The sequence below is a fragment of the Akkermansia muciniphila genome, assembly GCF_900184965.1.
Lineage (GTDB): Bacteria > Verrucomicrobiota > Verrucomicrobiia > Verrucomicrobiales > Akkermansiaceae > Akkermansia > Akkermansia muciniphila_A.
Genome location: NZ_FXYA01000185.1, coordinates 100,405 through 121,822 on the forward strand (window position 1 = coordinate 100,405; position 21,418 = coordinate 121,822).

Annotated in this window: 18 protein-coding genes; 11 read left to right on the top strand and 7 right to left on the bottom strand. The window is 58.4% G+C overall.

Going from position 1 to position 21,418, the window contains the following annotated elements:
• Positions 1-45: 45 nt before the first annotated feature.
• Together CI070_RS06005 and CI070_RS06010 are read right to left on the bottom strand one after the other, a co-directional pair.
• Positions 46-528 carry a hypothetical protein gene (locus CI070_RS06005; protein ID WP_094137454.1) on the bottom strand — a complete coding sequence of 161 codons (483 nt, stop codon included), beginning with the start codon at positions 526-528 and terminating at the stop codon, positions 46-48.
• Positions 529-555: 27 nt separating this feature from the next.
• Positions 556-1,071 carry a hypothetical protein gene (locus CI070_RS06010; protein WP_094137455.1) on the bottom strand — a complete coding sequence of 172 codons (516 nt, stop codon included), beginning with the start codon at positions 1,069-1,071 and terminating at the stop codon, positions 556-558.
• Between the two features lie 196 nt (positions 1,072-1,267).
• On the opposite strand from CI070_RS06010, the gene CI070_RS06015 reads away from it, so the two are divergent.
• The gene (locus tag CI070_RS06015) at positions 1,268-2,557 is read left to right on the top strand and encodes a hypothetical protein (protein WP_094137456.1); all 1,290 of its coding nucleotides are present in this window, start codon (positions 1,268-1,270) and stop codon (positions 2,555-2,557) included.
• Between the two features lie 84 nt (positions 2,558-2,641).
• Positions 2,642-3,598, top strand: coding sequence for a hypothetical protein (locus tag CI070_RS06020; protein WP_143245747.1), 957 nt, complete (start codon positions 2,642-2,644; stop codon positions 3,596-3,598).
• Between the two features lie 71 nt (positions 3,599-3,669).
• On the opposite strand, the gene CI070_RS06025 is transcribed toward CI070_RS06020, so the two are convergent.
• Positions 3,670-4,500, bottom strand: coding sequence for a hypothetical protein (locus CI070_RS06025; RefSeq protein ID WP_094137458.1), 831 nt, complete (start codon positions 4,498-4,500; stop codon positions 3,670-3,672).
• A gap of 17 nt (positions 4,501-4,517) precedes the next feature.
• Positions 4,518-5,342, bottom strand: a complete 825-nt coding sequence (gene menB / locus CI070_RS06030; protein WP_094137459.1) for a 1,4-dihydroxy-2-naphthoyl-CoA synthase — start codon at positions 5,340-5,342, stop codon at positions 4,518-4,520.
• A gap of 215 nt (positions 5,343-5,557) precedes the next feature.
• Between menB and CI070_RS06035 the strand changes: the two genes are divergently transcribed.
• The 7 genes from CI070_RS06035 (at position 5,558) to CI070_RS06070 (ending at position 14,603) form a co-directional block, all read left to right on the top strand.
• Complete coding sequence (locus tag CI070_RS06035; RefSeq protein ID WP_179218584.1) at positions 5,558-6,634, top strand: AAA family ATPase; 1,077 nt, start codon at positions 5,558-5,560, stop codon at positions 6,632-6,634.
• A complete protein-coding gene (locus CI070_RS06040; protein WP_094137461.1) occupies positions 6,624-7,421 on the top strand; it encodes a hypothetical protein in 798 nt (265 codons plus the stop codon). Before CI070_RS06035 ends, CI070_RS06040 begins: the two co-directional genes overlap by 11 nt.
• A gap of 164 nt (positions 7,422-7,585) precedes the next feature.
• Positions 7,586-10,036 (top strand): ATP-dependent zinc metalloprotease FtsH, encoded by a 2,451-nt coding sequence (ftsH, locus tag CI070_RS06045; protein ID WP_256943700.1) that lies wholly within the window; start codon positions 7,586-7,588, stop codon positions 10,034-10,036.
• 21 nt (positions 10,037-10,057) lie between these two features.
• Positions 10,058-10,408: a ribosome silencing factor gene (gene rsfS / locus CI070_RS06050; protein WP_012419401.1), complete on the top strand. Its 351-nt coding sequence runs from the start codon at positions 10,058-10,060 to the stop codon at positions 10,406-10,408.
• A gap of 348 nt (positions 10,409-10,756) precedes the next feature.
• Complete coding sequence (mutS, locus tag CI070_RS06060) at positions 10,757-13,225, top strand: DNA mismatch repair protein MutS (protein ID WP_254888279.1); 2,469 nt, start codon at positions 10,757-10,759, stop codon at positions 13,223-13,225.
• Between the two features lies 1 nt (position 13,226).
• A complete protein-coding gene (locus tag CI070_RS06065) occupies positions 13,227-13,820 on the top strand; it encodes a 3'-5' exonuclease (RefSeq protein ID WP_022198372.1) in 594 nt (197 codons plus the stop codon).
• A gap of 51 nt (positions 13,821-13,871) precedes the next feature.
• The gene (locus tag CI070_RS06070) at positions 13,872-14,603 is read left to right on the top strand and encodes a GDSL-type esterase/lipase family protein (RefSeq protein WP_094137465.1); all 732 of its coding nucleotides are present in this window, start codon (positions 13,872-13,874) and stop codon (positions 14,601-14,603) included.
• A gap of 74 nt (positions 14,604-14,677) precedes the next feature.
• Here CI070_RS06070 and CI070_RS06075 read toward each other — a convergent pair whose 3' ends face one another.
• Positions 14,678-16,993, bottom strand: coding sequence for a protein-disulfide reductase DsbD family protein (locus CI070_RS06075; protein WP_179218586.1), 2,316 nt, complete (start codon positions 16,991-16,993; stop codon positions 14,678-14,680).
• 81 nt (positions 16,994-17,074) lie between these two features.
• On the opposite strand from CI070_RS06075, the gene CI070_RS06080 reads away from it, so the two are divergent.
• Both CI070_RS06080 and CI070_RS06085 read left to right on the top strand, forming a co-directional pair.
• On the top strand, positions 17,075-17,482 hold the full coding sequence (locus CI070_RS06080; protein WP_094137467.1) for an OsmC family protein: 408 nt from the start codon (positions 17,075-17,077) through the stop codon (positions 17,480-17,482).
• Positions 17,483-17,613: 131 nt separating this feature from the next.
• Entirely contained in the window at positions 17,614-18,075 is a 462-nt protein-coding gene (locus CI070_RS06085; protein WP_143246898.1) for a hypothetical protein, read from the top strand.
• Between the two features lie 11 nt (positions 18,076-18,086).
• Here CI070_RS06085 and CI070_RS06090 read toward each other — a convergent pair whose 3' ends face one another.
• The gene (locus tag CI070_RS06090; RefSeq protein WP_012419394.1) at positions 18,087-18,554 is read right to left on the bottom strand and encodes a deoxycytidylate deaminase; all 468 of its coding nucleotides are present in this window, start codon (positions 18,552-18,554) and stop codon (positions 18,087-18,089) included.
• Entirely contained in the window at positions 18,544-21,210 is a 2,667-nt protein-coding gene (locus CI070_RS06095; protein WP_094137469.1) for an MFS transporter, read from the bottom strand. Before CI070_RS06095 ends, CI070_RS06090 begins: the two co-directional genes overlap by 11 nt.
• Between the last annotated feature and the right edge of the window lie 208 nt (positions 21,211-21,418).

A 21,418-nucleotide genomic window follows, 5' to 3' on the forward strand; every position in this document is an offset into this window, starting at 1 on the left:
CCCTTCCCGCCATGAGAGCGGGAAGGGACGTATGAAAAAAGGGGGTTATTGATCCAGCTGGGGGGGGACTCTGAAGTCTCTGATGACCGCCTGGCAGTTGTCCTGCTGGGTCTCCGTCTCGGTATATTCGGCGTCTCTGACGCTGCAAGTGGCGGAACCGAGGCCTTTGGAGATGTTGTGGGGGTTATACAGCACGACGAGAGCGTCCAAATGGGAGGTTGTTGTGCCGTCATTGGATGACCAGTAAAAGCCTATCTGTTCCGCAGTGTCGGAGGCGGGCTTGTAGTTGATGACGTGAACGGATGCCGTCGAGGAGGTCGGGCTGGTTCCGGTGTAAATGGCGGCGTTGCTTTCTGAGGTTGTGATGAAGGAGAAGACGTAAGGATTGCCGTCCGGAAGCGTAATGTCCAACGTGCGCTGAAGGCCGATGGGAAGATAGGCCTGTTCACTGGAACTGGATCCGCCGCAACCGGAGAGGGTCCCAAGCCCGAGAGTAATTAAAGCGGGAATGTAAAGGCGGGAATTCATATCTTGATGAATAGAAGGTTGATGTTGTTAAGACTGGGATATGATGTTGATGCTGATGGTGATGCCGTCGATGGGGATGGGCGTCCTGTCTTCCGCTTGCATGTAGGAAATGCTGGCTCCGCCTTCTCCGGAAGAAGCATGGGTGGCGTTTTCAAAGGTTAACTGGGGGATCCTGATGGTGCTCATGAGGGTGTTGGGTTCTGAGGATGAACCGCTGTTTCTGTTGTAGGACAGACTCAGTTCCGCCGTGTTTTTCCCGGTTTTGGTATAGGAATAAATGCCGGCTCCGTTCCACATGTTCATGTCTTCCCCTTGTGTCTGGATGATGAACATCCCGTTATCACCGGTGGTCATGTCAAAAATGGCGGGAAGCGTTATGGCGGCATCCGTAATGCCTGTTACCTGCATGTTTAACACCTTGCTGCCGATGGTGGAAGGCGCCAGGCCTTCAGCATCGGAACTGCTTCCGCCGCACTGAGCCAGCGTAAGAATGCCGAGGGTGCAGCAGACCGCAGAAAAAGAGGTAAAAAGAGGACGCATCATAAGAGGATAATAATTTTCCGATAAACTGTGATATCGCACTTGATTTGTCAAGATAGGAATCGGATGGCAAGTATTTTTTACACGGGAAAGGGAAAAACCGGATTCCCTGCGCTCCGGCCCCTTTTTCCTTCTTCCCCGGCCTGCCGTGTTGATGCTTGACTTTTCAGGGGCAGGAGCTATGTAACAAGGGGCCTGTATGTTCCCTTTTCCCCCGGTTGTCCGTTCTTTCCTGTTTTCCCTGTTTGAAGTGGCGTGGCTGAGGGCTGCGTTGCGCTTCTGCCTCTGTGCGGCGGTATGCGCCTCCTGCTCCGTGGACAGGCACATGGAAAAAAAAGCGGGGGAATTGATGGCCAGGATGGATGCCGTTCCCGATTGGCGGCAGCTGCCGCGGAAGGAAATTTCATGGAGCCAGGCTCTGGAGATGATGATGGAGCGGAATATTGACCTGAAAAAATCGGAACAGTCTCTCAAGACGACAAAACGTTCCGTCATCAATGTTTTTACCCAGATTATCCCCGGCGTCAATCTGGACTGGATGCTGACCAAGGAATTGAGCGACCTGGCCAACGTGACGGCCAGCGATGTGGAATACAACACGAACATCCTGTTCAACATGCCGTCCCTCACCCAGATCCCGTTTGATTATTATTCCGCCAAGGCGGCCGTTTATACGGCGGAAAAGACGCTGGAAATGAAAAAAAGGGAGCTGGTGGCCAGATTGTACCAGCAGGTGCTTTCTTACCGGAATGCGCAGATCAGCTACAATAACCAGCTGGGCTCCCTGCCTTATGACGATGATGGCGTCCAGAAAAAGAAGCTGGACGTGGAACGGGAACGGAATTTGAATGAGATTTCCCAGGGTTTTGCCGTGCTGCTGGGGAATATGGACGCCCGGTGGCTGGTGAAGCCTGAAACGATGCCCAGACTGGATTGGGGCAGGTACAGGGCGGCGTCCCGCCAACTGGATCTGCTGGTGGTGACGATGGTGGCCATGGAGCTGGAAGCTTCCCGCCTCCAGGTGTTGAATGCCAAGCTGAAGTTCCTGCCTTCCGTGGATATTAATTTTTACAGCCCCACTCTGTTTTCCAGCACGGGCGGGACGTACGGCGGTTTTTTTGCGGGCGCGGGCGATATGAAGGTGAACATGAGCCTGCGGGAAGAGCTGGATACGCGCCTGACCTCCTGGTTTCAGTATAAATCGGCCAAGGAAAGCCACGAACTGCTGCAGCGTGAAGTGGTGATGGAACTGCAGCGGCGGCGCATCAAGATAGCCGCGCTGCTGGAGAGCCGCAGGAGGTTTGAACTTTGGCGGGGGGTGCTGATGAAGGAAATCGCGTTCAAGGAGTCCAGATTATCCGTTTCCGGAGAGGAATATCTGGAACAGAGGAAGGATATCAGGAAAATGTATGCTGACCTGGATAATGAAGCTTCCAAGAATGCGGAGGTGGAAGCGGCTCTCATCATGGAATACGGCTGGCTGAAGTAAGGCAACGGAGGATGAGGGGCTTCCCTGTGTGACTGCGGGGCTTCCTTTCTTGATGCTTTCAGGGGCTTGTGCTATGATCCGGATATGCAAAAAGTTCGGCAGCCCGCGGGCACGGCATTGATGATTCTGGCTTTCCCGGCCGCCATTTACGGAGCGTTTCCATGGGGAATTGCCCTGGGGGCCTTTTTGTTTTTGCTGGGGGTGATTGTGGCGACCAGCCGTTTTTCCGCCATAGTCTGGTCATGGTGCCTGTTTTCCCTGGGAATGTATCTGGCGGCTCCTTTTATCTGGATGTGGAATCCGGACTATTTTTTCAGCCGTTCGTTTGACGTTCTGTTGATAAGCGGCTGTCTGGTGGGCAGCCTGGTGTTGCTTACGATCCGGTTCGCGGTTATTCCCGTGCTGTGGCCCAGGGTTTTCCGCTACTTCGTGGAAGGAAGCCCCACGCTGGAGGATCTGGCCCCGGAGAAGGGAAAGACGGTGGCTGAACTGCGGGGCGGCATAGAACGCAGACAGGTGAATTTCCTGTTCGGGCATGCGGACCGGGAACTGGTGGAAAAGTGGGGGAAAATAGCCCAGGGAATCGTAGCTCTTTCCAAAAGCCGCAAACGGCTGGCCATATGGGCTGTAGGTATTTTCCTGGTCTGGCCCGCAGCCGTGTTTTTCCTTTCCGGGGGGATGAGCGGCGCGCTGGACCGGGATATTGACCGCATGTGGGAGACCCGTCTGTTCCGGGACGGCATGGTGGTTTCCAGCCCAGCGGCGATGAATGCGGCGCGCCGCGTTTTCAGGGATGCCCGGGCTCTGCGGGGGCTGACGATGGAGCAGGCGCGCGCGTGGCTGAGGACGGATCGCAGGAATGCGGCATTCAAATTGGGCAAACCCCGTTACGATTTTGAAAAGGATGAAACCGTGCTGGTGCTTTCAGATGGGAGGGATTCCATCCGCCTGGTGGCGGTTTTCAATGATGCGGGGCAGATTACCCATTCCTGGCCTGAGGAGTATATGACTTTGATGGTCAGGGATCTGGAGAAAAATTGAATGCCGGGGGCGGAAGGGGATTATTGCCCGGCAGGACACCCGGTGATTGCGGAAGGCCCTGCGGCTTTCCGCTACAGCGTGCGCTTTTGCGGAGGCGTCAGGTTCAGCCTGCCTTCACTGATATGAATGCCCATGCCGCTTTCTTCAATCATGTGGATGAGCGGCAGATAGGCCTGAAGCAGGTTTTCAAACGCGGGCAGGAGAAAGATCATGTAACCCTGGGGAACGGAGAGGCTGCCGATGGTGCCCCCCACGTGGATTCCTCCCGGCAGCGTTTCGTCATTGTAGAATTCGAAGCGGGTCTGCACCGCCATGTAGTTGTGCGGGTCCAGGGATTGAAAGGGCGTCAGGAACAGGGAGATCGTCTGGCGGGAGTCGATGCCCGTATAGCGTTCGATGATGATCTCCATGTATCCTTCCCCGATGGTGCCGTCCGGCCGTTCCTTGCCGCCGTGCAGCCGGATGCCTGCCGCCGGGTTGATGGCGAAGATGGCCAGGGCTCCGTGTTGCAGGGGATGGATGGAGGAAGCCAGATAGCGGTTGATGTCTTCTTCCGAGAATGAAACGGAGGCGTCCCTGTTGATGGCCTGTTTCAGGATTCTGGGGATATCCGGGGCGTTTTCCCTTTGGCGGAAGCCGGGCAGGTCGTCCGTTTTCTGCGGGCACCAGGAGGAGTAAACCAGCCAGGCAATAGCGGCCAGAATAGCTATGGTCAGCAGGAAAATGAGATTGCCGATCAGGGAGAAAGGCGTTTTTTCACGAACGGGTTTTTCCCGGGAGCCCTGATCTTCCGGATCGTAGAAATGTTCCACGATGTTTTCATGTTCCGGCAGGTCGCGCAGGGATTCTCTGCCGGCGGCGCCGTTCCGGGGGGCGCCTTCATTGTCGGAGCTGGGTGCCATGGTGCGGAGGGGGGAGGTTACGGAAGTCTGGGGAATTTGGAGAAATCCGGAGCGCGTTTTTCAACGAAGGCGTTTTTGCCTTCCTTCGCTTCTTCGCTCATGTAATAGAGCAGGGTGGCGTTGCCGGCCAGGTCCAGCAGCCCCATCTGCCCGTCGCAGTCGGCGTTCAGGGAGGCTTTCAGGCAGCGCAGGGCCAGAGGGCTGTGACGGAGCATCTGGCGGCACCAGGAGAGCGTTTCCTCCTCCAGGTTCTCCAGGGGCACCACGGTGTTGACCAGCCCCATGTCCAGTGCTTGCCGGGCGTCGTACTGCCGGCACAGGTACCAGATTTCCCGCGCTTTTTTCTGGCCCACGATGCGCGCCAGGTAGGAGGAGCCGAGGCCTCCGTCAAAGGAGCCTACTTTGGGACCAGTCTGTCCGAATTTGGCGTTGTCCGCGGCGATGGTGAGGTCACAGACGACGTGGAGGACGTGGCCTCCGCCGATGGCGTATCCGGCCACCATGGCGACGACGGGCTTGGGCATGGTGCGGATGGTGCGCTGCACGTCCAGAATATTCAGGCGCGGCACGCCGTCTTCTCCGATGTAGCCGGCGTCTCCGCGCACTTTCTGGTCGCCTCCGGAGCAGAAAGCGTCCGGGCCTTCCCCCGTCAGGATGACTACGCCCACCTTGGGGTCTTCATGGGCGGCGTTCAGGGCGTTGAGCATTTCATGCACGGTCAGGGGACGGAACGCATTGCGGACGTGGGGGCGGTTGATCGTGATTTTTGCGATGCTGCCGTCGTCCGTTGTTTCATACTTGATGTCCGTGTATTCCCTGGCGGTGGTCCATTGTGCGCTCATACGGATTACTTTAATAAGGCGCTTGGCAATGGGAAGCCTAAAATGCGCCGCCTTTCCGTTCCGGTATGTCGGGAACCTGCGGGACTGGGGCTGCGCGGCGGCCGCAGGCGTTTTCCTCGCCGATTCCGGTGTTTTCCCGGCAGGCTCTCCGGCGGCCGGAAGCTGGCGGCTTTTGTCATTTACGGCCTGCGCTTCTGTGCTACATTGGGAACGGTATGATACATGACCTACTGGTGAGCGGCGTGACGGTGTTTTCCGGGAGAGAGCATTTTGAATTTGTTCCGGGAATCAATGTGGTGGTGGGGGGCAATGATTCCGGCAAAAGCCATTTGCTGAAATTATGTTATACCGTGGCCAAGTGGAGCGCTGACGGGGGAAGGAAATCCCTGCCGGAGAAATGGGCGGAGGAACAGCGGCTCAGGAAAGACCTGATGCGGGTGTTCGCGTCCCGCGGGCTGGCCGGGCTGACGGCCCGGAACCGGGGAAACGCCCATGCGCGCGTGGAGGCCTCCATGGAGGGGGACGGCGTGCCGGAGGGCATGGGAAACCTGGTGTTTGATTTCCAGGCGGGGCATGAAGAAGAAGGGCTGAGCATCCGGGAAATGCCCCGGCGTTTTCTGAACGTGCCGGTGGTGTTCCTGGCGGCGCGGGAGGTTTTGACCATTTATCCGAGCTTTGTTCAAGTAGGGAGCAGGTTCCCCGAGTTTCTGGACGGCGGCAGCTGGGATCTCTGCCGTTATCTGGACATGGAGGCGGAAGCGGAACCCATCAGCACGGATGCCAGGCGCGTGGTTGCCAGGCTGGAAAAAATTATCGGGGGAAAGGTGGTGAAGCGTGACGGGCGTTTCTTTTTGCAGCGCCCCGGACAGCAGCCGATAGAAATGAGCCTGGTGGCGGAAGGATTCAAAAGGCTAGGAACGCTGAGCTACCTGATCCGGAACGGTTCCGTGAAAAAAGGTTCCGTCCTGTTTTGGGATGAACCGGAAATGAATCTGAACGCCTCCCACCTGCCCGTGCTGGTGAAAACCCTGACGGGGCTTGCCAAGGCGGGGGTGCAGGTTATGTTGTCCTCCCACAGCCTGTTCCTGCTGCGGGAGCTGATGATTCAGCTCTCCGAACCCCGCAATGCCATGGTGCAGAGAAAGTTTTTCGGGATGAGCGTGCCGCGGGGGGGGCATGCCGGGGTAAGGGTGTCCTGGGGGGAATCCCTGGAGGACGTGGGGCCTATCGAGTCTCTTGAAGCGGAAATCGAACAGGCGGACAGGTATTTGAAGCTGAGTTATGAGTCATAAGCCGTCAAAAGCTTATTACGTGGAGGGCGTCCACCGTTTCTGGATCGATGAAGGCTACGTGGTGTGCCGCATTGAATGCTCGGATTATTATGCCCGGCAGGCGCAGAATTTCTGCGGGGGATGCAAGGAAATGGATTTTTTGCTGTATCATCCGGAACGCCGGGATCTGTGGCTGGTGGAAGTGAAGGATTACCGTTTTGACGCCCGGCCCAAGGTGGGGGAACTGGTCTGCGCCCTGAGCCGCAAGGTCCGGGATACGATGTTCCTCCTCCGGGCCGCTTCCGTGGCCGCCCCGGATGAGGAGCCGGCGGAGGGCATTTCCCTGAGGGATTTTTCCATTCAGGCCTCAGGAGCGGAAACGCTTCATCTGGCCTTTCTGCTGGAAATGGGCATGGGCGGCGTCTGGACGGACGGCGGCCTGCTGGCGAATGTCAAGAACCTGCTGGTGGGGTCCATGCGTTTTCTGGATGCGGAACTGGTTTGCGCGCCCATTACCTATCCCCGCCGCATCGGCCCCTGGCGCGTGACCTCCGCCCACGGGGAGGTGAGCAAGCGGGTGGAAATCCGGCGCGCCAGAAAATTGGCGGAAATCCAGGAGCAGAGGCGGCGGGAGCGGCTGAACGCGCAGGACGAGGGGGCCTGGCAGGAAAAGAGCCGGGAAGGTGCCGGTTCCCATGCGGCCCCGGCGGAGGAAAGGATGCCCCAGTGGAAGCGGCGTCTCCGGCAGCGCATGAACGGAGAAAGCGCGAACCACGAAGGGCGGCGCAGAAAAAGGAAGCGGGAATGAGGCCTGCGCCGGCTAAGGCCTTATTGCCGGGAAGAGCCCCGGCCCGGAACGGTGCGGACCTGTCCTGCGGCGGCTGTCTGGCATGTCTCGGAAAAAAGTTTTATTTTACAAGGACTCGCGTATCATGCCGCCCTATTCATTAACTTCTGTGTGCTAACCACATTATGTCTGACAGAATGCCACCAAGTCCTCCCCGTCCTCCCAAATTTCCCGGCTCCGGCAGGCCCGAATCCCCCAACTGGGGCGTGTGGGTCATGGTACTTCTCATTGTAGGCGTCCTTGCGTTTGGCTTTTTCACCCCTGAATCTTTCGGGCTGGGCCCCCGCAAGGAAAATCTGGAATCCTTTGAAGCCCAGTATAAGGCGGGGCGCGTGGTGCTGAACGATCCCAAGGCCCCCGTGGAAGTGGTGCTGAGCGAGAACGGTTCCGAAGGCGTTATTCACGCGCTGGTGTACAGGAAGGAAATTCAGCCGAAGGTGGAAATGACCCCCTTTGCGCTGACTTATTCCATGTCCCTTCCGGACCGCGACAAGCCTTTGCTGAATGAGCTTTCCGGCTACAGGGTGGTGGAGAGCCCGTACCGGACGGAAGAAGGAAAGAATGTTTCCCTCATTCCCGAGGGAGCGCAGAAGCTCTCCGTGCCCGAATTCAACCGCCTGGCCCTGGAAGGCCGCATTGCCGGAGGAAAAGACGGAATCGTCCTGGCGGAAGACGGCAACCAGAACGTGCTGGTCGGCCAGATTGTCACCCGTATCTGGCCCGCGGCCACGGGAGACGCCTCCGTGGACAAGCAGCGTTTTGAACGCGTGGAAGTGCCTTTTACCCTGGAGTTCCAGGGAGACCGCGTCAAGCAGCTGCTGGGGCCGGATACGAAGTTCAAGCGTGAATCCGGCTCCTGGGGCGGCATCCTGCTGAATCTGCTGCCCATCGTGCTCATTCTGGTGATTCTGTTCTTCATGTTCCGCGCGCAGAGCGGCGGAGCCCGGGGAGCCATGAGCTTCGGCAAAAGCCGGGCGCGCCTCATCTCCCCGGACAAGAACAAGGTGACGTTCAAGGATGTGGCCGGCATCAGCGAAGCCAAGGAGGAAGTGTGGGAACTGGTGGAGTTTCTGCGCAATCCGGAAAAATTCCGTGACCTGGGCGCCACCATTCCCCGCGGCGTGCTGATGGTCGGGGCTCCCGGCACGGGCAAGACCCTGCTGGCGCGGGCCATTGCCGGGGAATCCAAGGCTTCCTTCTATTCCATCAGCGGTTCGGACTTTGTGGAAATGTTCGTGGGGGTGGGCGCGAGCCGCGTCCGCGACATGTTTGAACAGGCCAAAAGGACGGCTCCCAGCCTGATTTTCATTGATGAAATTGACGCTGTGGGCCGTCAGCGCGGCTACGGCATGGGCGGCGGCAATGACGAACGGGAACAGACGCTGAACGCCCTGCTGGTGGAAATGGACGGTTTTGAAAACAACTCCAATGTAATCGTGATTGCCGCCACCAACCGTGCGGACATCCTGGACCCAGCCCTGCTGCGTCCCGGCCGCTTCGACCGGCAGGTGGTGGTGAACCTGCCGGACGTCCGGGGGCGCGAACAGATCCTGCAGGTGCATGCCAGAAAAGTGAAGATGGCGCCCGGAGTCAGCTTTGAGCGGATTGCCCGCGGCACGTCCGGCTTTTCCGGTGCCCAGCTGGCCAACCTGGTCAATGAAGCCGCCCTGCTGACCGCCCGCAAGGGGCTGAAGGAGATTACGGAGGCCGAATTGGAAGAAGCCCGCGACAAGGTCAGCTGGGGGCGTGAACGCCGCAGCCTGGCGATTAACGAACGGGGGCGCCGCATTACCGCCGTGCATGAGGCGGGGCATGCCATCTGCCTGTTGAAAACACCGCACAGCGAGCCGCTGCACCGGGTGACCATTGTTCCCCGCGGCGGGGCCCTCGGCATGACCATGTGGCTTCCTTCCGACGACAAGATGCACCAGCTCCGGTCCGAAATGCTGGACCAGCTCGTCGTGGCGATGGGCGGGCGCTGCGCCGAACAAATCGTTTTTGGTGATGTGACCAGCGGTGCTACCGGAGACATCAAGAGCGCCACCAACCTGGCGCGGCGCATGGTGTGCGAATTCGGCATGAGCGAAAAACTGGGGCTGATTGAGTACGGAGAACACCAGGGAGAAGTTTATATTGCCCGCGACCTGGGGACGCGTTCCCGCAATTATTCCGAATCCACGGCGGAGCTGATTGACTCGGAAGTCCGCTTCCTGGTGGACAGCGCTTATGAACGCGCCATGGCCATCCTGACGGAAAACCGGGACAAGCTGGACATTCTGACGGAGGCCCTGATGGAGTTTGAAACGCTGGAAGGTTCCCAGGTCATGGATATTCTGGAATACGGGGAAATGAAAAACCCTCCCTCCAGGGTGACTCCGCCCCCCATGCCTTCCGAAGTGGAGGAACAGCCCGGGAAGGATGATTCCGGCCATACCGAGAAGAAAGAAGCTGAAGAGACCCGCGCGGACGGCGCTGAAGAACGGAAGATGGAAGGGGAACTGGAACAGGCGGAACGGGACCCCTTCTCCTACAATCCCGTTGATGAGTTCGGCAAGGACGGCGGAGAAAAGAAATAATTCAATAGAAACGAATCGAATATGGTAGCCAACGATGCGATGGAACTGGCCAGGATGTGCGCCCGCGCCGCGGATGACGCCAAGGCCGAAAATGTGCGGGTGTACGACTTGCGGGGCATGTCTTCCCTGACGGATTTCATGGTAGTGTGCACGGGGTTGTCCGTCCCCCATCTGCGAGCCGTCATCCGGGAGCTGGAAGAAGCCGTTCGGGAAAAGGCGGGAGCCCTCCCCACCTATGTGGAAGATACGCCTGTGGCATTGTGGTCCGTAGTGGACTACATTGACGTGATGGTTCACATCATGGGGCAGGAAACGCGCGAATTCTACGGTATGGACACCCTGTGGAAGGATGCCCCCGTGGTGGAATATTAATTACTCCAATCTGACTTCACACCGTGCCGCATCCGGTTGCGGCACGGTTTTTTCTTTTCTGGAATAAATGGCCTGTTGTTTGCCGCGCTTCGCAAAAAGATGGCAGTCTGCATGGCCGGGTTCTTCCGCATGAGGGCCTGTTTCCGGAGAGGAAGAGAAAAGACGCGATAATGGCAGAGGCAACGCATTTTCTTTGCGGGGCTTTGGATGATTCTTCCCTGGCTTTTCCTTGGAAAAGGGGAGTGGAGCCCCGGTTCTAACAAGATTCCAACCTTGCCTTGAAGCCGCAATCGGATTACTCTTTCACCGTTATTTATGAGTAGTTCCGGACCTGCCTCAACCCCGATGATGGATCAGTACCTTCGCATGAAGAAGGGCTTGCCGGAAGACGTGCTGCTGTTTTTCCGGCTGGGGGATTTTTACGAAATGTTTTTTGAGGACGCCAAGGAGGCCTCCGCCATTTTGGGCCTGACGCTGACCAAGCGCCACGGCATTCCGATGTGCGGGGTGCCCCACCACAGCGCGGAAGGGTATATCGGACGGCTGGTGAAGGGAGGAAAGCGGGTGGCTATTGCGGAGCAGACCACCATTCCGCAGCCGGGCAAACTGGTGGAGCGGGAATTGACCCGCGTGATTTCCGCCGGAACCCTGGCGGATATGAATTTGCTGGATTCCTCCCGCCATAATTACATTGTGGCGTTGTACAGGGACAAGAAGCGCTTCGGCCTGGCATGCGTGGACCATACCACGGGGGAATTTTCCGTGGCCCAGTTCGAACACATGGATTTGCTTCTGGACGAGCTGTCCCGCATCAATCCCTCCGAACTCCTGGTCAGCGACGAGCAGACGGACTGCTTCCCCGGAACCCACCCCACGCTTTATTACGACGGATATACTTTTCTGCCTTCCACGGCCATTCCCAATTTGCTGAGCCATTTCCGGGTGCATTCCCTGGACGGCTTCGGCTGCGGGGAGATGACTGCCGCCCTGGGTGCGTCCGGCGCGGTGCTCCATTATCTGAGCTACCAGCTCCGCCGCCCTACGGACCATTTGCGCCGCATTTCCGTGCGCGCCACGGAGAACGCCGTGCTGATTGACCAGGCCAGCCAGAGGAATCTGGATCTGGTGGATTCCCGCGGCGGCGTGAAGCTTTCCCTGCTGGGAACCCTGGACAGGACAAGCACCCCCATGGGCGCGCGCAAACTCCGGGACTGGCTGCTCCACCCCCTGTGCGATCTGGAAAAGCTTCTGGCGAGGCAGGAGGTGATCGCCGTTCTGCTGCAGGAGCCCTACCTGATGAGCAAGCTGAGGGAGAGCCTGAAGAATGTGCGGGACATGGAGCGGCTGACGGGGCGCATTTCCCAGGGCGCCGGGAATGCCCGCGACCTTCAGGCGCTGGCTTCCTCCCTGTCGCGCATCCCCGCGCTCAGGGATGATTTGGAATCCCTGCCCGGCGGCGGGGAGATGCTGGAGAGCATCCGTTCCCGCATGGGCTGTTTTGATGAGCTGGTGGATTTGCTCCAGCGCGCCCTGGTGGAGGAACCGCCCGTGACCATCAAGGAGGGCGGCATCATCAGGGAAGGGTATCACGCCGGTCTGGATGAATTGCGGCTGGCTTCCCGCGACGGGAAGGAGTGGCTGGCACGGCTGCAGGAGAAGGAGCGCAAGCGCACGGGAATTGATTCCCTGAAAATTCGCTTTAATAACGTCTTCGGTTATTACATTGAAGTAACGAAGAGCCATTACGATAAAGTGCCCCCGGATTACCAGCGCAAGCAGACGCTGGTGAACGCGGAGCGCTTTATTACCCCGGAGCTCAAGCAGATGGAGAATACCATCCTGGGGGCGGACGAGCGTTCCCGCCAGGTGGAGTATGAGCAGTTCCTCCTGTTGCGTGAGGAAGTGGGCCGCCACATTGACGATATCCAGATGACGGCGGACGCCATGGCGGATCTGGACGTGCTGCTGGGACTGGCGGAGGGCGCGCAGCAGTACCGGTACTGTCGCCCCGTTCTGGACAATTCCATGACCCTGCGCATTGTCAATGGCCGCCATCCCGTTATTGAGCAGAATGTTTCCGGCGATGTGTTCGTTCCCAACGACGCTTTTCTGGAACCGGAGGAAAACCGCCTTATTCTGCTGACCGGGCCCAATATGGCGGGCAAGAGCACCTATATCCGCCAGGTGGCCCTGATTACGCTGATGGCCCAGATTGGAGCGTATGTGCCGGCGGAAGCCGCCCACATCGGTTTGGTGGACCGCATTTTCTGCCGCGTGGGAGCCAGCGACGACCTGGCGCGCGGCCAGTCCACCTTTATGGTGGAGATGAGCGAAACTTCCCTGATTCTGAATAACGCTACGGAGCGCTCCCTGATTATTCTGGATGAAATCGGGCGGGGCACGGCCACCTTTGACGGTCTTTCCATCGCCTGGGCCGTGGCGGAATACCTGCATGACGAGCTGAAGTCCCGCACCCTGTTCGCTACGCATTATCATGAGCTGACGGATTTGGCCAATTCCAGGCAGGGCGTGCAGAATTACAATGTGGCCGTGCGGGAGTGGAAGGAGGAAATCGTGTTTCTGCGCAAGATTGTGCCGGGAGCGGCGGACAAGTCCTACGGCATTCAGGTGGCCCGACTGGCCGGCATGCCTGCCGTCATTGTGGACCGCGCCAAGGCCATCCTGTCCCATCTGGAGATGAATTCCACGCGCCCCAGGAAAAAGGGGCGCTCCCGGCTGGCGGAACCGAGAGCCAAGAATACGGACATGGACGATGATATGCCTGTCGGGGAATATGCTCAGCTGGAGTTGTTCTGATATGCCTCCGCTTTCGGATACAATCGGCGGCCTGCGTTTCGCCGCCATTGATTTTGAATCCGCCGGCGCGGCCCGGGGGGAGACGGACCAGCCCGTCCAGATAGGCATAGCCGCATGTTCCCGCCTGGAGGACGAACCTGAGTTGTGGACTTCCTATATTGCGGTGGAGAAGCCGGTTTTATGGTCCGCCTCCCAGGTGCACGGCATTACTACGGAGATGCTGGCGGATGCCCCGTCTTTTCCTTCCCTGTGGCCGGAGATACGTTCCCGGTTGGGGCAGGCCGTGGTGGTGGGGCATAATCCGGCTACGGAACGGAAGTTCCTGCGGCGGTTTCCAGGCCACGGCTTCGGTCCGTGGCTGGATACGCTGGCTTTGGGCAGGATGTGCGTCCCCGGTCTGGAGGATTATTCCCTGTCTTCTTTGTGCGGCGCCCTGGGGTTGACCTGTTCCGTGGAGGCGTTGCTTCCTGCGCGCCGCTGGCATGACGCTTTGTATGATGCGCTGGCAAGCCTGCTGATTGTCCGTTTTCTGGTAAAGGAATTGAATTTGTCCGGCCAGCCCCTGGAGGTATTGGGCAAGGCGGTGAGAACATGATTTTCCCGGCAGGGGAAAGAATGCTTTTCCGGGCCGCGTATTCGGAAAAAGATGAATGCTTCTGTTTTCTCTGCCGTTTTTTTATTGCTCTCCTTTGCTTCTTCTGCCGTGTATGCGGCTCCTGCTGATGAGGCTCCGGATCCGCCCGATGTTCCCAAACTGAATACCCAGCCGTGGGTTCCGGCCCGTTACAGGGCGGTTCGGGAAAATTTGCTGGGGAAGGAATGCGGCATTCTGTTCGTGGGGGATTCCATTACGGAATGCTGGGAACGGGAAGGTGCCGCGCTGTGGAAGAGGCTGTTTCTGCCGATGAAGGCGGTCAACTTCGGAGTGAGCGGGGACAGGACGGACAGCATGCTGTGGCGTATGGAGGATACGAAACTGGCGGTCAAGACTTCCCCCCGCTATTGCGTTTTACTGGCCGGGACGAATAATATCGGCCGCTGGAAGGGGAGGCAAGCCGCGGCGCAGACGGTGAAGGGCATCCGGGAGATAGCCGTACGCCTGTTGAAGAAGTTTCCGGAGACCCGTTTGATCCTGATGGAGGTGACTCCCTACGGCTCCGATCCCGGCAGCCCGTTGCGCAGGAGGCAGGAGGAGATTAACCGTTTACTGCGCAGGCTTGAGCTTCCGAGGACCACTATTTTGTCCATTAACGGTAGCCTGCTGAAGCCGGACGGGACGTTCAGGGAGGGCATGTTCAGGGATCATGTCCATTTAACGGAGAAGGGTTATCAGGCATGGGCGGACGCGTTGCTGCCGCTGTTGAACGGGGAAGGGTAAGTTTTCTCCGTTTCCTGCTGCCCGGCATGGCCTGGGGGGAGGGCGGCGGATTGCCGCCCGCATGGCAAGACGTCCTAGCGTTCCATTTCCTTTTCCAGGAATTCCAGCAGGTAGGCCGGGGACAGGAGTTCCCTGGTGACGACGGGTTTTCTGCCGGGAAGATACAGGGCATTGACGGGAACGGCCGTGCGCCCCAGGTTTTTAAGTTCCTGGTCAATGGCGGGGTTCGTGCGGGTCTTGTCCGCCTTCATCATGACGATGCCATATTTTTTGAAAGCGGCCAGCACTTCATCCGTATAGGAGGCCTTGTTGACCTGGCAGGTGGAGCACCAGCGGGCCGTAAAGTCCACATAAACGGGTTTCCCTCCGTCCAGGGCGGCCTGCATGGCTTCCGGGCTCCAGGGTATCCAGATGTTTCCTTCCTCCTGGAGGGAGGGCGCTGCGGCAGCGGAGGACTCCGCCGCCCCGGGAGCGGAACCGCGGCCGAACCAGGCTGCTCCTTCCGGCGGAAGCATGTAGTACAAGCCGGCCAGCAGGAAGATTACGGAGAAGATGCCTCCCGTGATGCGGGACTTTCTGCTGCGGTACATGGGGCACCATCTGCCGTATACCCAAAAGGCCATGGAAAACAGCACCAGCCCGAAGAAGAGGAACAGGATGTCCTGAGGATGGTTTTCAGCATCAAAGAAGGCTATGTAAATCCAGAGGAAGTAGACGGCGGTGCCGAACATCAGGAAGGACATGGCCTGCTTGAAGGATTCCATCCATGCGCCGGGTTTGGGCAGGTATCTGGTCAGGACGGGAAAGGCGCCCAGAATGATGTAGGGAAGGGACATTCCAAGCCCCATCATGGTCAGGCAGAGTACGATGCCCAGAGGCGGCTGGAGCATGGCCGCGCCGATAGCCTGGCCCAGGAACGGAGCGCTGCACGGGGTGGAGATGACCGTAGCCAGGGCACCGGACCAAAAGGAGCCGGCATAACCTTTCCGGTGCTGGAGGTCGTTGCCCATGGTTGTGGCTTTGACGCCTATTTCAAAGACGCCGAACATGCTCAGCCCCATGGCGAGCATCAGGCCCAGCAGACAGAAATTCACCCAGGGGTTTTCAAACCAGAACGCCCAGTTGACAACGCCCACCGCGCCGCGGCCCAGCCAGAAGTCTCCGCTGAATACGCCGGGGCCGGCTGGGGCGCTCCAGTCAAACATGTTCGCTTTCAGCGCAATCAGAATGGCAGTAATGATCCAGAAAGAAATCAGGATGCCCAGTACGAAGGTAAGGGAGTGGGCCAGGACTTTTTTCCGTTCCCCCCCTCCTAACTGGACGAATCCCATAATCTTGAGGCCGATTACCGGGAAGACACACGGCATGACATTGAGGATGATGCCGCCGATGAACATGAAGAACATGATTTCCCCCAGGCCCATCAGCGGAGGAGCGGGGATGGAAGCGGAAGATTCCGGGGCGGATTCCGTTCCGGCGGCTGTTGCCTGGGATTCCCCGGAGAAGGGGCGGTCGTCCGCGGTGATGATGATGCCTTCCCTGCCGGCGCGCAGGATGCCGGAAAGGCTGGTCAGAGGTTTCCCTTTGTCCGCGTCCGGCAGGTTGTTGGGATAAAGGCCGTCCGTGGTGTCATTGAATTGCATGGACAGCTCATAATTGGAGTCATCCAGTTTTTTGAAGGTTTGGGGAGTGGTAGGGTTGATTTCCCCCTGATTGCAGAAAAAATAGACGGAATCCTGCGGAACGGGGCGTCCGTTTGTCCTGAGGTGCAGGGTGACGGTTTTCCCTTCCTGGGAAATCCGGGCTTTCAGCCCTTCCGCCCAGTCGGGGGCGGCAAGCCCTGCCATGTTCCCGGTCAATTCCGCCGCGTCAGGGGCTGTCTGCCCGTCTCCGCGCTTCAGTGTGACGCTGAAGTTTCTGGTTTCCGGGGCGGCGCACTGTTCCGCGCACATCTGCCACGTCATGGTGGTGGTGAACATCGCTTCCGGGGGGGCATCCTTTTCCGGAGTTACCCGGAACGCCATTTTAGCCTTCCCGCTGTATCCGTAAAAATCCACAAGCCCTTTCCCCAGTTCCGGGATTTGCCAGAAGGGGCCTTCCACCCGGAAGCCGGGCACAGGCTGGAAGGCGGCTTCCATGGGAAGTCCCACGGTTCCCGGATTTTTGTAGTAAACGTGCCAGTGGTCCGGCAGCGCCAGCTCCGTCACGATGACGAAGGAGGCTTCTCCATAGGAGGTGACAGTGGCCTTGGAGGAACCGGATGTCTGGGGCGGACCAAAGTTTCCCGCTTCCCCGAAGCTCATTCCTCCGAAGTCCTGGGCCTCCCCCGTGCTGAAACACCCGGCGATCATGCCCAGGCAGCCGACGGCTGCTTTCAAAAAGTTTCTCATAGCAAAGGCGGTTACCATAAAGAACGGGGGGATTCAATGTTTGTGTGTTGCATGGCGGGGAGCCTTGTATAAAATAAGGCCATGGTAAAAACTAAAACGACGTACGAGGGCGGCCTCCATTGTTCCATGGTTCATGAACCTTCCGAGGCCACGCTTTCCACGGATGCCCCCGTGGACAACAACGGCAAGGGCGAGTCCTTTTCCCCCACGGACCTGGTAGGAGCGGCGCTTGCCGGCTGCATGAGCACGATCATGGGTATTGTTGCCGAACGTAAGGGGATTAATCTGGAAGGCATGACGGTGGAAGTGGCCAAACACATGAATGCGGATCCCCGCCGTATCGGCAAGCTGGAAGTCGTCATTACCGTTCCTCTTCCGTCCGATTATCCGGACAGGAAGCTGCTGGAACAGGCTGCTCTGAGCTGTCCGGTCAAGCACAGCCTGCACCCTGATATTGAAATACCCATTACCTGGAAATGGGTTGGCTGACCGCTTCCGTGTTTTCTTGAGACCGCCTGTGAAAACAGGCGGTTTTTTTGTGATGTTAAAAAATGTTGGAAAAATGCAATAATAGTTGAGCGTGCTTGACTTATATCTTTTGATTGTGCATTTTTCCGGGGATGAAAAAGTTGTTCCCTGTCTTGTTGCTGATTCCTGTGACGGTGTGCGGATTGTTGTCCGGGTGCGGCGGAGGTTCGGGAAAATCCGGAGACGACGGGAACACTTCCCTGAGCGGACAGCAGGTAAGCCTGTTTGAGGGAGGAAGCATCTTATTCCAGCTCCAGTTCAGCGGGCAGGACGTGGATGTTATCAGAATGGATACAAGAGCCGTGTATGACGGGGTTTATACGTACCGGTTCAATAGCGGGGAGAATGCCGGCGTATTGAATATTGCTCCGGCAGCCAACAGCAGCTCCGCCTGTACCATGGCGAATGTGAACATTGCCTTTGACGACGCCGGGCGGAATGCGGGCGTCATTACTTCGGGCACCATTACGGAAACCGGTCTTGATTTGGACCCTGCCATTGACGGCGTTCCCCGCTCCATGGCCGGTTGGACATGCCGCGTACACCGGAATTGATTTTCCGGGCATCAGCTGTCCAGGACAAGGGGGAAGTGCCGGCTGAGAGGATAGTCCGTAACCTGGATCAGTTCCACACCGTAAAGGCTGGCGATGGCAGGAGCTTCGGATTTGTCATAAGGCTCACAGTAATAAATGGTTTTTACGCCATGGGCACACAGCGCCTGCATGCATGAGGTACAGGGCATCGTAGTGCATGCCACCACCTTGGCTTCCCCCCTCCGGAACAGGCTGCACAGGTTGATTTCCGCATGCAGCATGTATTTCTGGCGTTCTTCCCGGCTGGCCCAGAAGGTGTCCTGAGCCTTGAATCCGGGATACAGTCCGTTGTAGGCGGTGCCGATGACGCGGTTGTCCGCATCCAGGGCGGCGGCTCCCACCTTGCGGTACGGGTCCTCCGACCGCAGGGCTGCCGCGTGCGCCAGTGTCATTACATACTGCGGGATGGGAAGGCGGGTTGACGAGGAGTTATTGTTCATGGTTGGAAGACTGGAGTTCCGCCAGGAAGCCCGACTCGTCCAGGTACAGGTTGGGCGGCAGGGAATAAGGGGTGGAGAGGGTAGCCCCGGCGATGACGTTGGAAAGAGGGGGATTCAGGTAAAAGCCGGGGAGGAGGCGCCCTCTTGTCCTGGCCCGCATGCCGAGCTGCACGGTGCCGTCATCCAGCTTGAAGACGCTTCTCTTCATGGACATGGCCAGGATAATGCCGCGGTCCGTGGCGAAGCAGGGCCTCCAGCCGATGTTGGGGAGAACCAGGTCGCCCGAGCCGCTGAAGTCATAAAACGGCGTGCGCGTCTTCGGAACCAGGCTGTAGAGCCTGCGGCGCAGGAAATCGGAGCCGGCTATCTGCCTGATGCCTTCCGGCATGCTGTGGTCCCCGTCGCTGATGAGGTAAACGGGAGTGCTGGTGAGGATGGGCCACAGGACGGCGGCCACCGTTTCGTGGACTTCTTCGCGTCCTACGCTGGTGAGCAGCAGTTCCCGGGGCTGGAGGGAGTTCACCCGTTCCAGCTGCTGGGCGTTCATCCAGAAGTCGCACAGGCGGCTTTGGGAGCGGGTGCTGTCCAGCAGGGTGGTCAGCCATTTCCTGAGTTCCGGATGTTCTGCTTCCACGGTGTCGTTCATCAGGCATTCCGCTATTTCATACCCGGAGAGCCGCGCGTTTTTAGAGAAGACCAGAGGTTTGTGGGCGATGCGCTCCAGATGGTTCAGGATGGCATCCCTGCCGATGCTGGCTGCAATTTCCAGGCATGTGGAGGATAGCTCCCGCAGCGTGTTGATGACCATGCGGGGATTGACGGCATCAGGCTCAATGGGCTCTCCGATGGCGGCGGTGAAACGGTAGGGAACGCGGAGAGGCGCTTTGGAGAAGAAACGGTTGCCTGAGTAGGAGAAGATGCTGCCCCATAGTTCGTCCATGTAAATGGGCACGATGGGGCAGCGCGATTTTTTCGCCAGCATTTCCAGCCCCCGGCGCGCGGCGCACAGGGTTCCCGTGCGGGTGAGCTGGCCTTCCGGGAAGATGCAGATGACTTCTCCGGCCTTCAGGGCCTGGATGGCCTTGGACAGGGATTCCCGCGGATTACGGGAGGAAATGGGCAGGCAGTTGAAGAGTTCCAGAATCCAGCCGAGCCAGCGGATGGCTACGAATTCCTCCGCCACGATGAACCGGATGGGGCGCGGGCAAATGAGAGAAAGGAATAGCGCATCTCCGTAGGTGACATGGTTGGAGACGATAACGGCCCCGCCGTCTTCCGGAATGCGGTCCTGGTGGATGATGCGGGAGCGGTAGACAATCCTCATGATCCAGAGGCCCATCATGCGGATGAATTCACGGGGAATAAGCCGGAATGCCACAATGGTAATGACGACGCCCAGGGCGGCCAGCACCCAGAATTGGTTCTGGATGGAGAAGATGTTCCTGAGCATGAGCTGGAAGCCGACGGCCACCAGCCCCATCAGGCAGTCCATCAGGTTGCCGGCGGCGATTACGGTGCTGCGGTTGGAGGGGTCGCAATTGTCCTGGAGGTGGGCGTTTAACGGCACCAGGTACGCGGCGGCGAAAGCCCCGGTGATGCCGAACCCGATGTTGCTGGGGAGGGAGCCGGGGGCGAAGAAGGACATGAACATGCACCCGATAGTGAAGCCGATTGCGCCCAGAGGGATGAGCCCCAGTTCAATCTTTTTACGGCAGATGATGGAGGCGATGACGCCGCCTACCACCGTGCCGCCGCTGAGCCATGCCATGAGAATGGCCGCGGACATGCTGAATCCGGTGCCGTCAATGGGGTGTTCCTGGGCGATCTGGAGGGAGATGAGCATCAGGGCTCCGGCCAGGAACCAGAAGTAGGAAACACCGATTTCGCTGAGCCTCAAATCCCGCTGGCTCCAGAGATACTTGAGCTGCACGAAATGTTCGTAAAAGAGCTTCCATTCGAATTTTCTGGTCTGGTTGGCCGGATACCGCGGGAGGTAAAGGGACGCAATGGCTACGGGAACGGCGATGCAGGTGAGGATGAATGTGGGGAAAGCGGCTGCTTCCCAGCCGTCATTGGAGGAGACTTGCAGGATGTCGAACCAGGCGAAGATGCCTATCTGGGCCGCCAGCATGGACAGGATGAGGCTCATTTCCATCAGCCCTGAAGCGTAGCCCAGCTGCCGGGAGCCTACCATGTCCTTGACCACTCCCTTTTTGGCCGGACTCAGGATGGTCGCCTGGACGGAGAAGACGCAGAACCAGAAAACGGCCATTTCAATGTTTTCGTATTTATAGCACAGAAGCATGGCCCCCAGTACCAGAATCTGTAGGAAAGACATGAATTGGATGATGCGGGCCTTACAGAAGCAGTCCGCCAGCCATCCGACGAAAGGGGAGAACAGGATGTAGGGCAGAACGAAGATGCAGGCCAGAATGTACTGGAGGGAGTTGACCCAGGAATCCGGCCCGTATGCGGCGTTGGTGGAAGCCAGCCAGACGCCCAGCGGAATCAGCAGGAACTGGGCGGCTTTTTCATTGAAAGCGTTCTGGGCTTGAATGAGAATCAGGGAATAAAAACCCCTCCATTCCTTTTTTGAGGGCATTTTTTTCTTAGATGTCTGTACGTCATCCATGTGGGGCGGATTGTAGCAGATCATGGGGTGTAGGGAAGGATAATCTGTTCCCGTACAGGCGCGTTTCCGGGAGGAGGGGGAACCGTTTTTTCCGGTTTTTTGAAAGGGGCGGGCAGGGGATGGCCCGGAGGCTGGCGCGGCATGTCCGGGCAGCTTTGCCCGCGTGCGGGAGCGGAAGCCGGAGATTCCTTGTCATGAAGAGGTTCGGCAAACAGGCTTTATGGTTGACATG

Bases quoted from the DNA above. Each gene is read 5' to 3' on its own strand.
- CI070_RS06020 (WP_143245747.1), top strand. From the start codon at position 2,642: ATGCAAAAAGTTCGGCAGCCCGCGGGCACGGCATTGATGATTCTGGCT.
- CI070_RS06005 (WP_094137454.1), bottom strand. From the start codon at position 528: ATGAATTCCCGCCTTTACATTCCCGCTTTAATTACTCTCGGGCTTGGG.
- CI070_RS06025 (WP_094137458.1), bottom strand. From the start codon at position 4,500: ATGGCACCCAGCTCCGACAATGAAGGCGCCCCCCGGAACGGCGCCGCC.
- menB (WP_094137459.1), bottom strand. From the start codon at position 5,342: ATGAGCGCACAATGGACCACCGCCAGGGAATACACGGACATCAAGTAT.
- CI070_RS06035 (WP_179218584.1), top strand. From the start codon at position 5,558: ATGATACATGACCTACTGGTGAGCGGCGTGACGGTGTTTTCCGGGAGA.
- ftsH (WP_256943700.1), top strand. From the start codon at position 7,586: ATGTCTGACAGAATGCCACCAAGTCCTCCCCGTCCTCCCAAATTTCCC.
- CI070_RS06015 (WP_094137456.1), top strand. From the start codon at position 1,268: ATGTTCCCTTTTCCCCCGGTTGTCCGTTCTTTCCTGTTTTCCCTGTTT.
- CI070_RS06040 (WP_094137461.1), top strand. From the start codon at position 6,624: ATGAGTCATAAGCCGTCAAAAGCTTATTACGTGGAGGGCGTCCACCGT.
- CI070_RS06010 (WP_094137455.1), bottom strand. From the start codon at position 1,071: ATGATGCGTCCTCTTTTTACCTCTTTTTCTGCGGTCTGCTGCACCCTC.
- CI070_RS06070 (WP_094137465.1), top strand. From the start codon at position 13,872: ATGAATGCTTCTGTTTTCTCTGCCGTTTTTTTATTGCTCTCCTTTGCT.
- CI070_RS06095 (WP_094137469.1), bottom strand. From the start codon at position 21,210: ATGATCTGCTACAATCCGCCCCACATGGATGACGTACAGACATCTAAG.
- CI070_RS06065 (WP_022198372.1), top strand. From the start codon at position 13,227: ATGCCTCCGCTTTCGGATACAATCGGCGGCCTGCGTTTCGCCGCCATT.
- CI070_RS06085 (WP_143246898.1), top strand. From the start codon at position 17,614: ATGAAAAAGTTGTTCCCTGTCTTGTTGCTGATTCCTGTGACGGTGTGC.
- mutS (WP_254888279.1), top strand. From the start codon at position 10,757: ATGGATCAGTACCTTCGCATGAAGAAGGGCTTGCCGGAAGACGTGCTG.
- CI070_RS06080 (WP_094137467.1), top strand. From the start codon at position 17,075: ATGGTAAAAACTAAAACGACGTACGAGGGCGGCCTCCATTGTTCCATG.
- CI070_RS06075 (WP_179218586.1), bottom strand. From the start codon at position 16,993: ATGAGAAACTTTTTGAAAGCAGCCGTCGGCTGCCTGGGCATGATCGCC.
- rsfS (WP_012419401.1), top strand. From the start codon at position 10,058: ATGGTAGCCAACGATGCGATGGAACTGGCCAGGATGTGCGCCCGCGCC.
- CI070_RS06090 (WP_012419394.1), bottom strand. From the start codon at position 18,554: ATGAACAATAACTCCTCGTCAACCCGCCTTCCCATCCCGCAGTATGTA.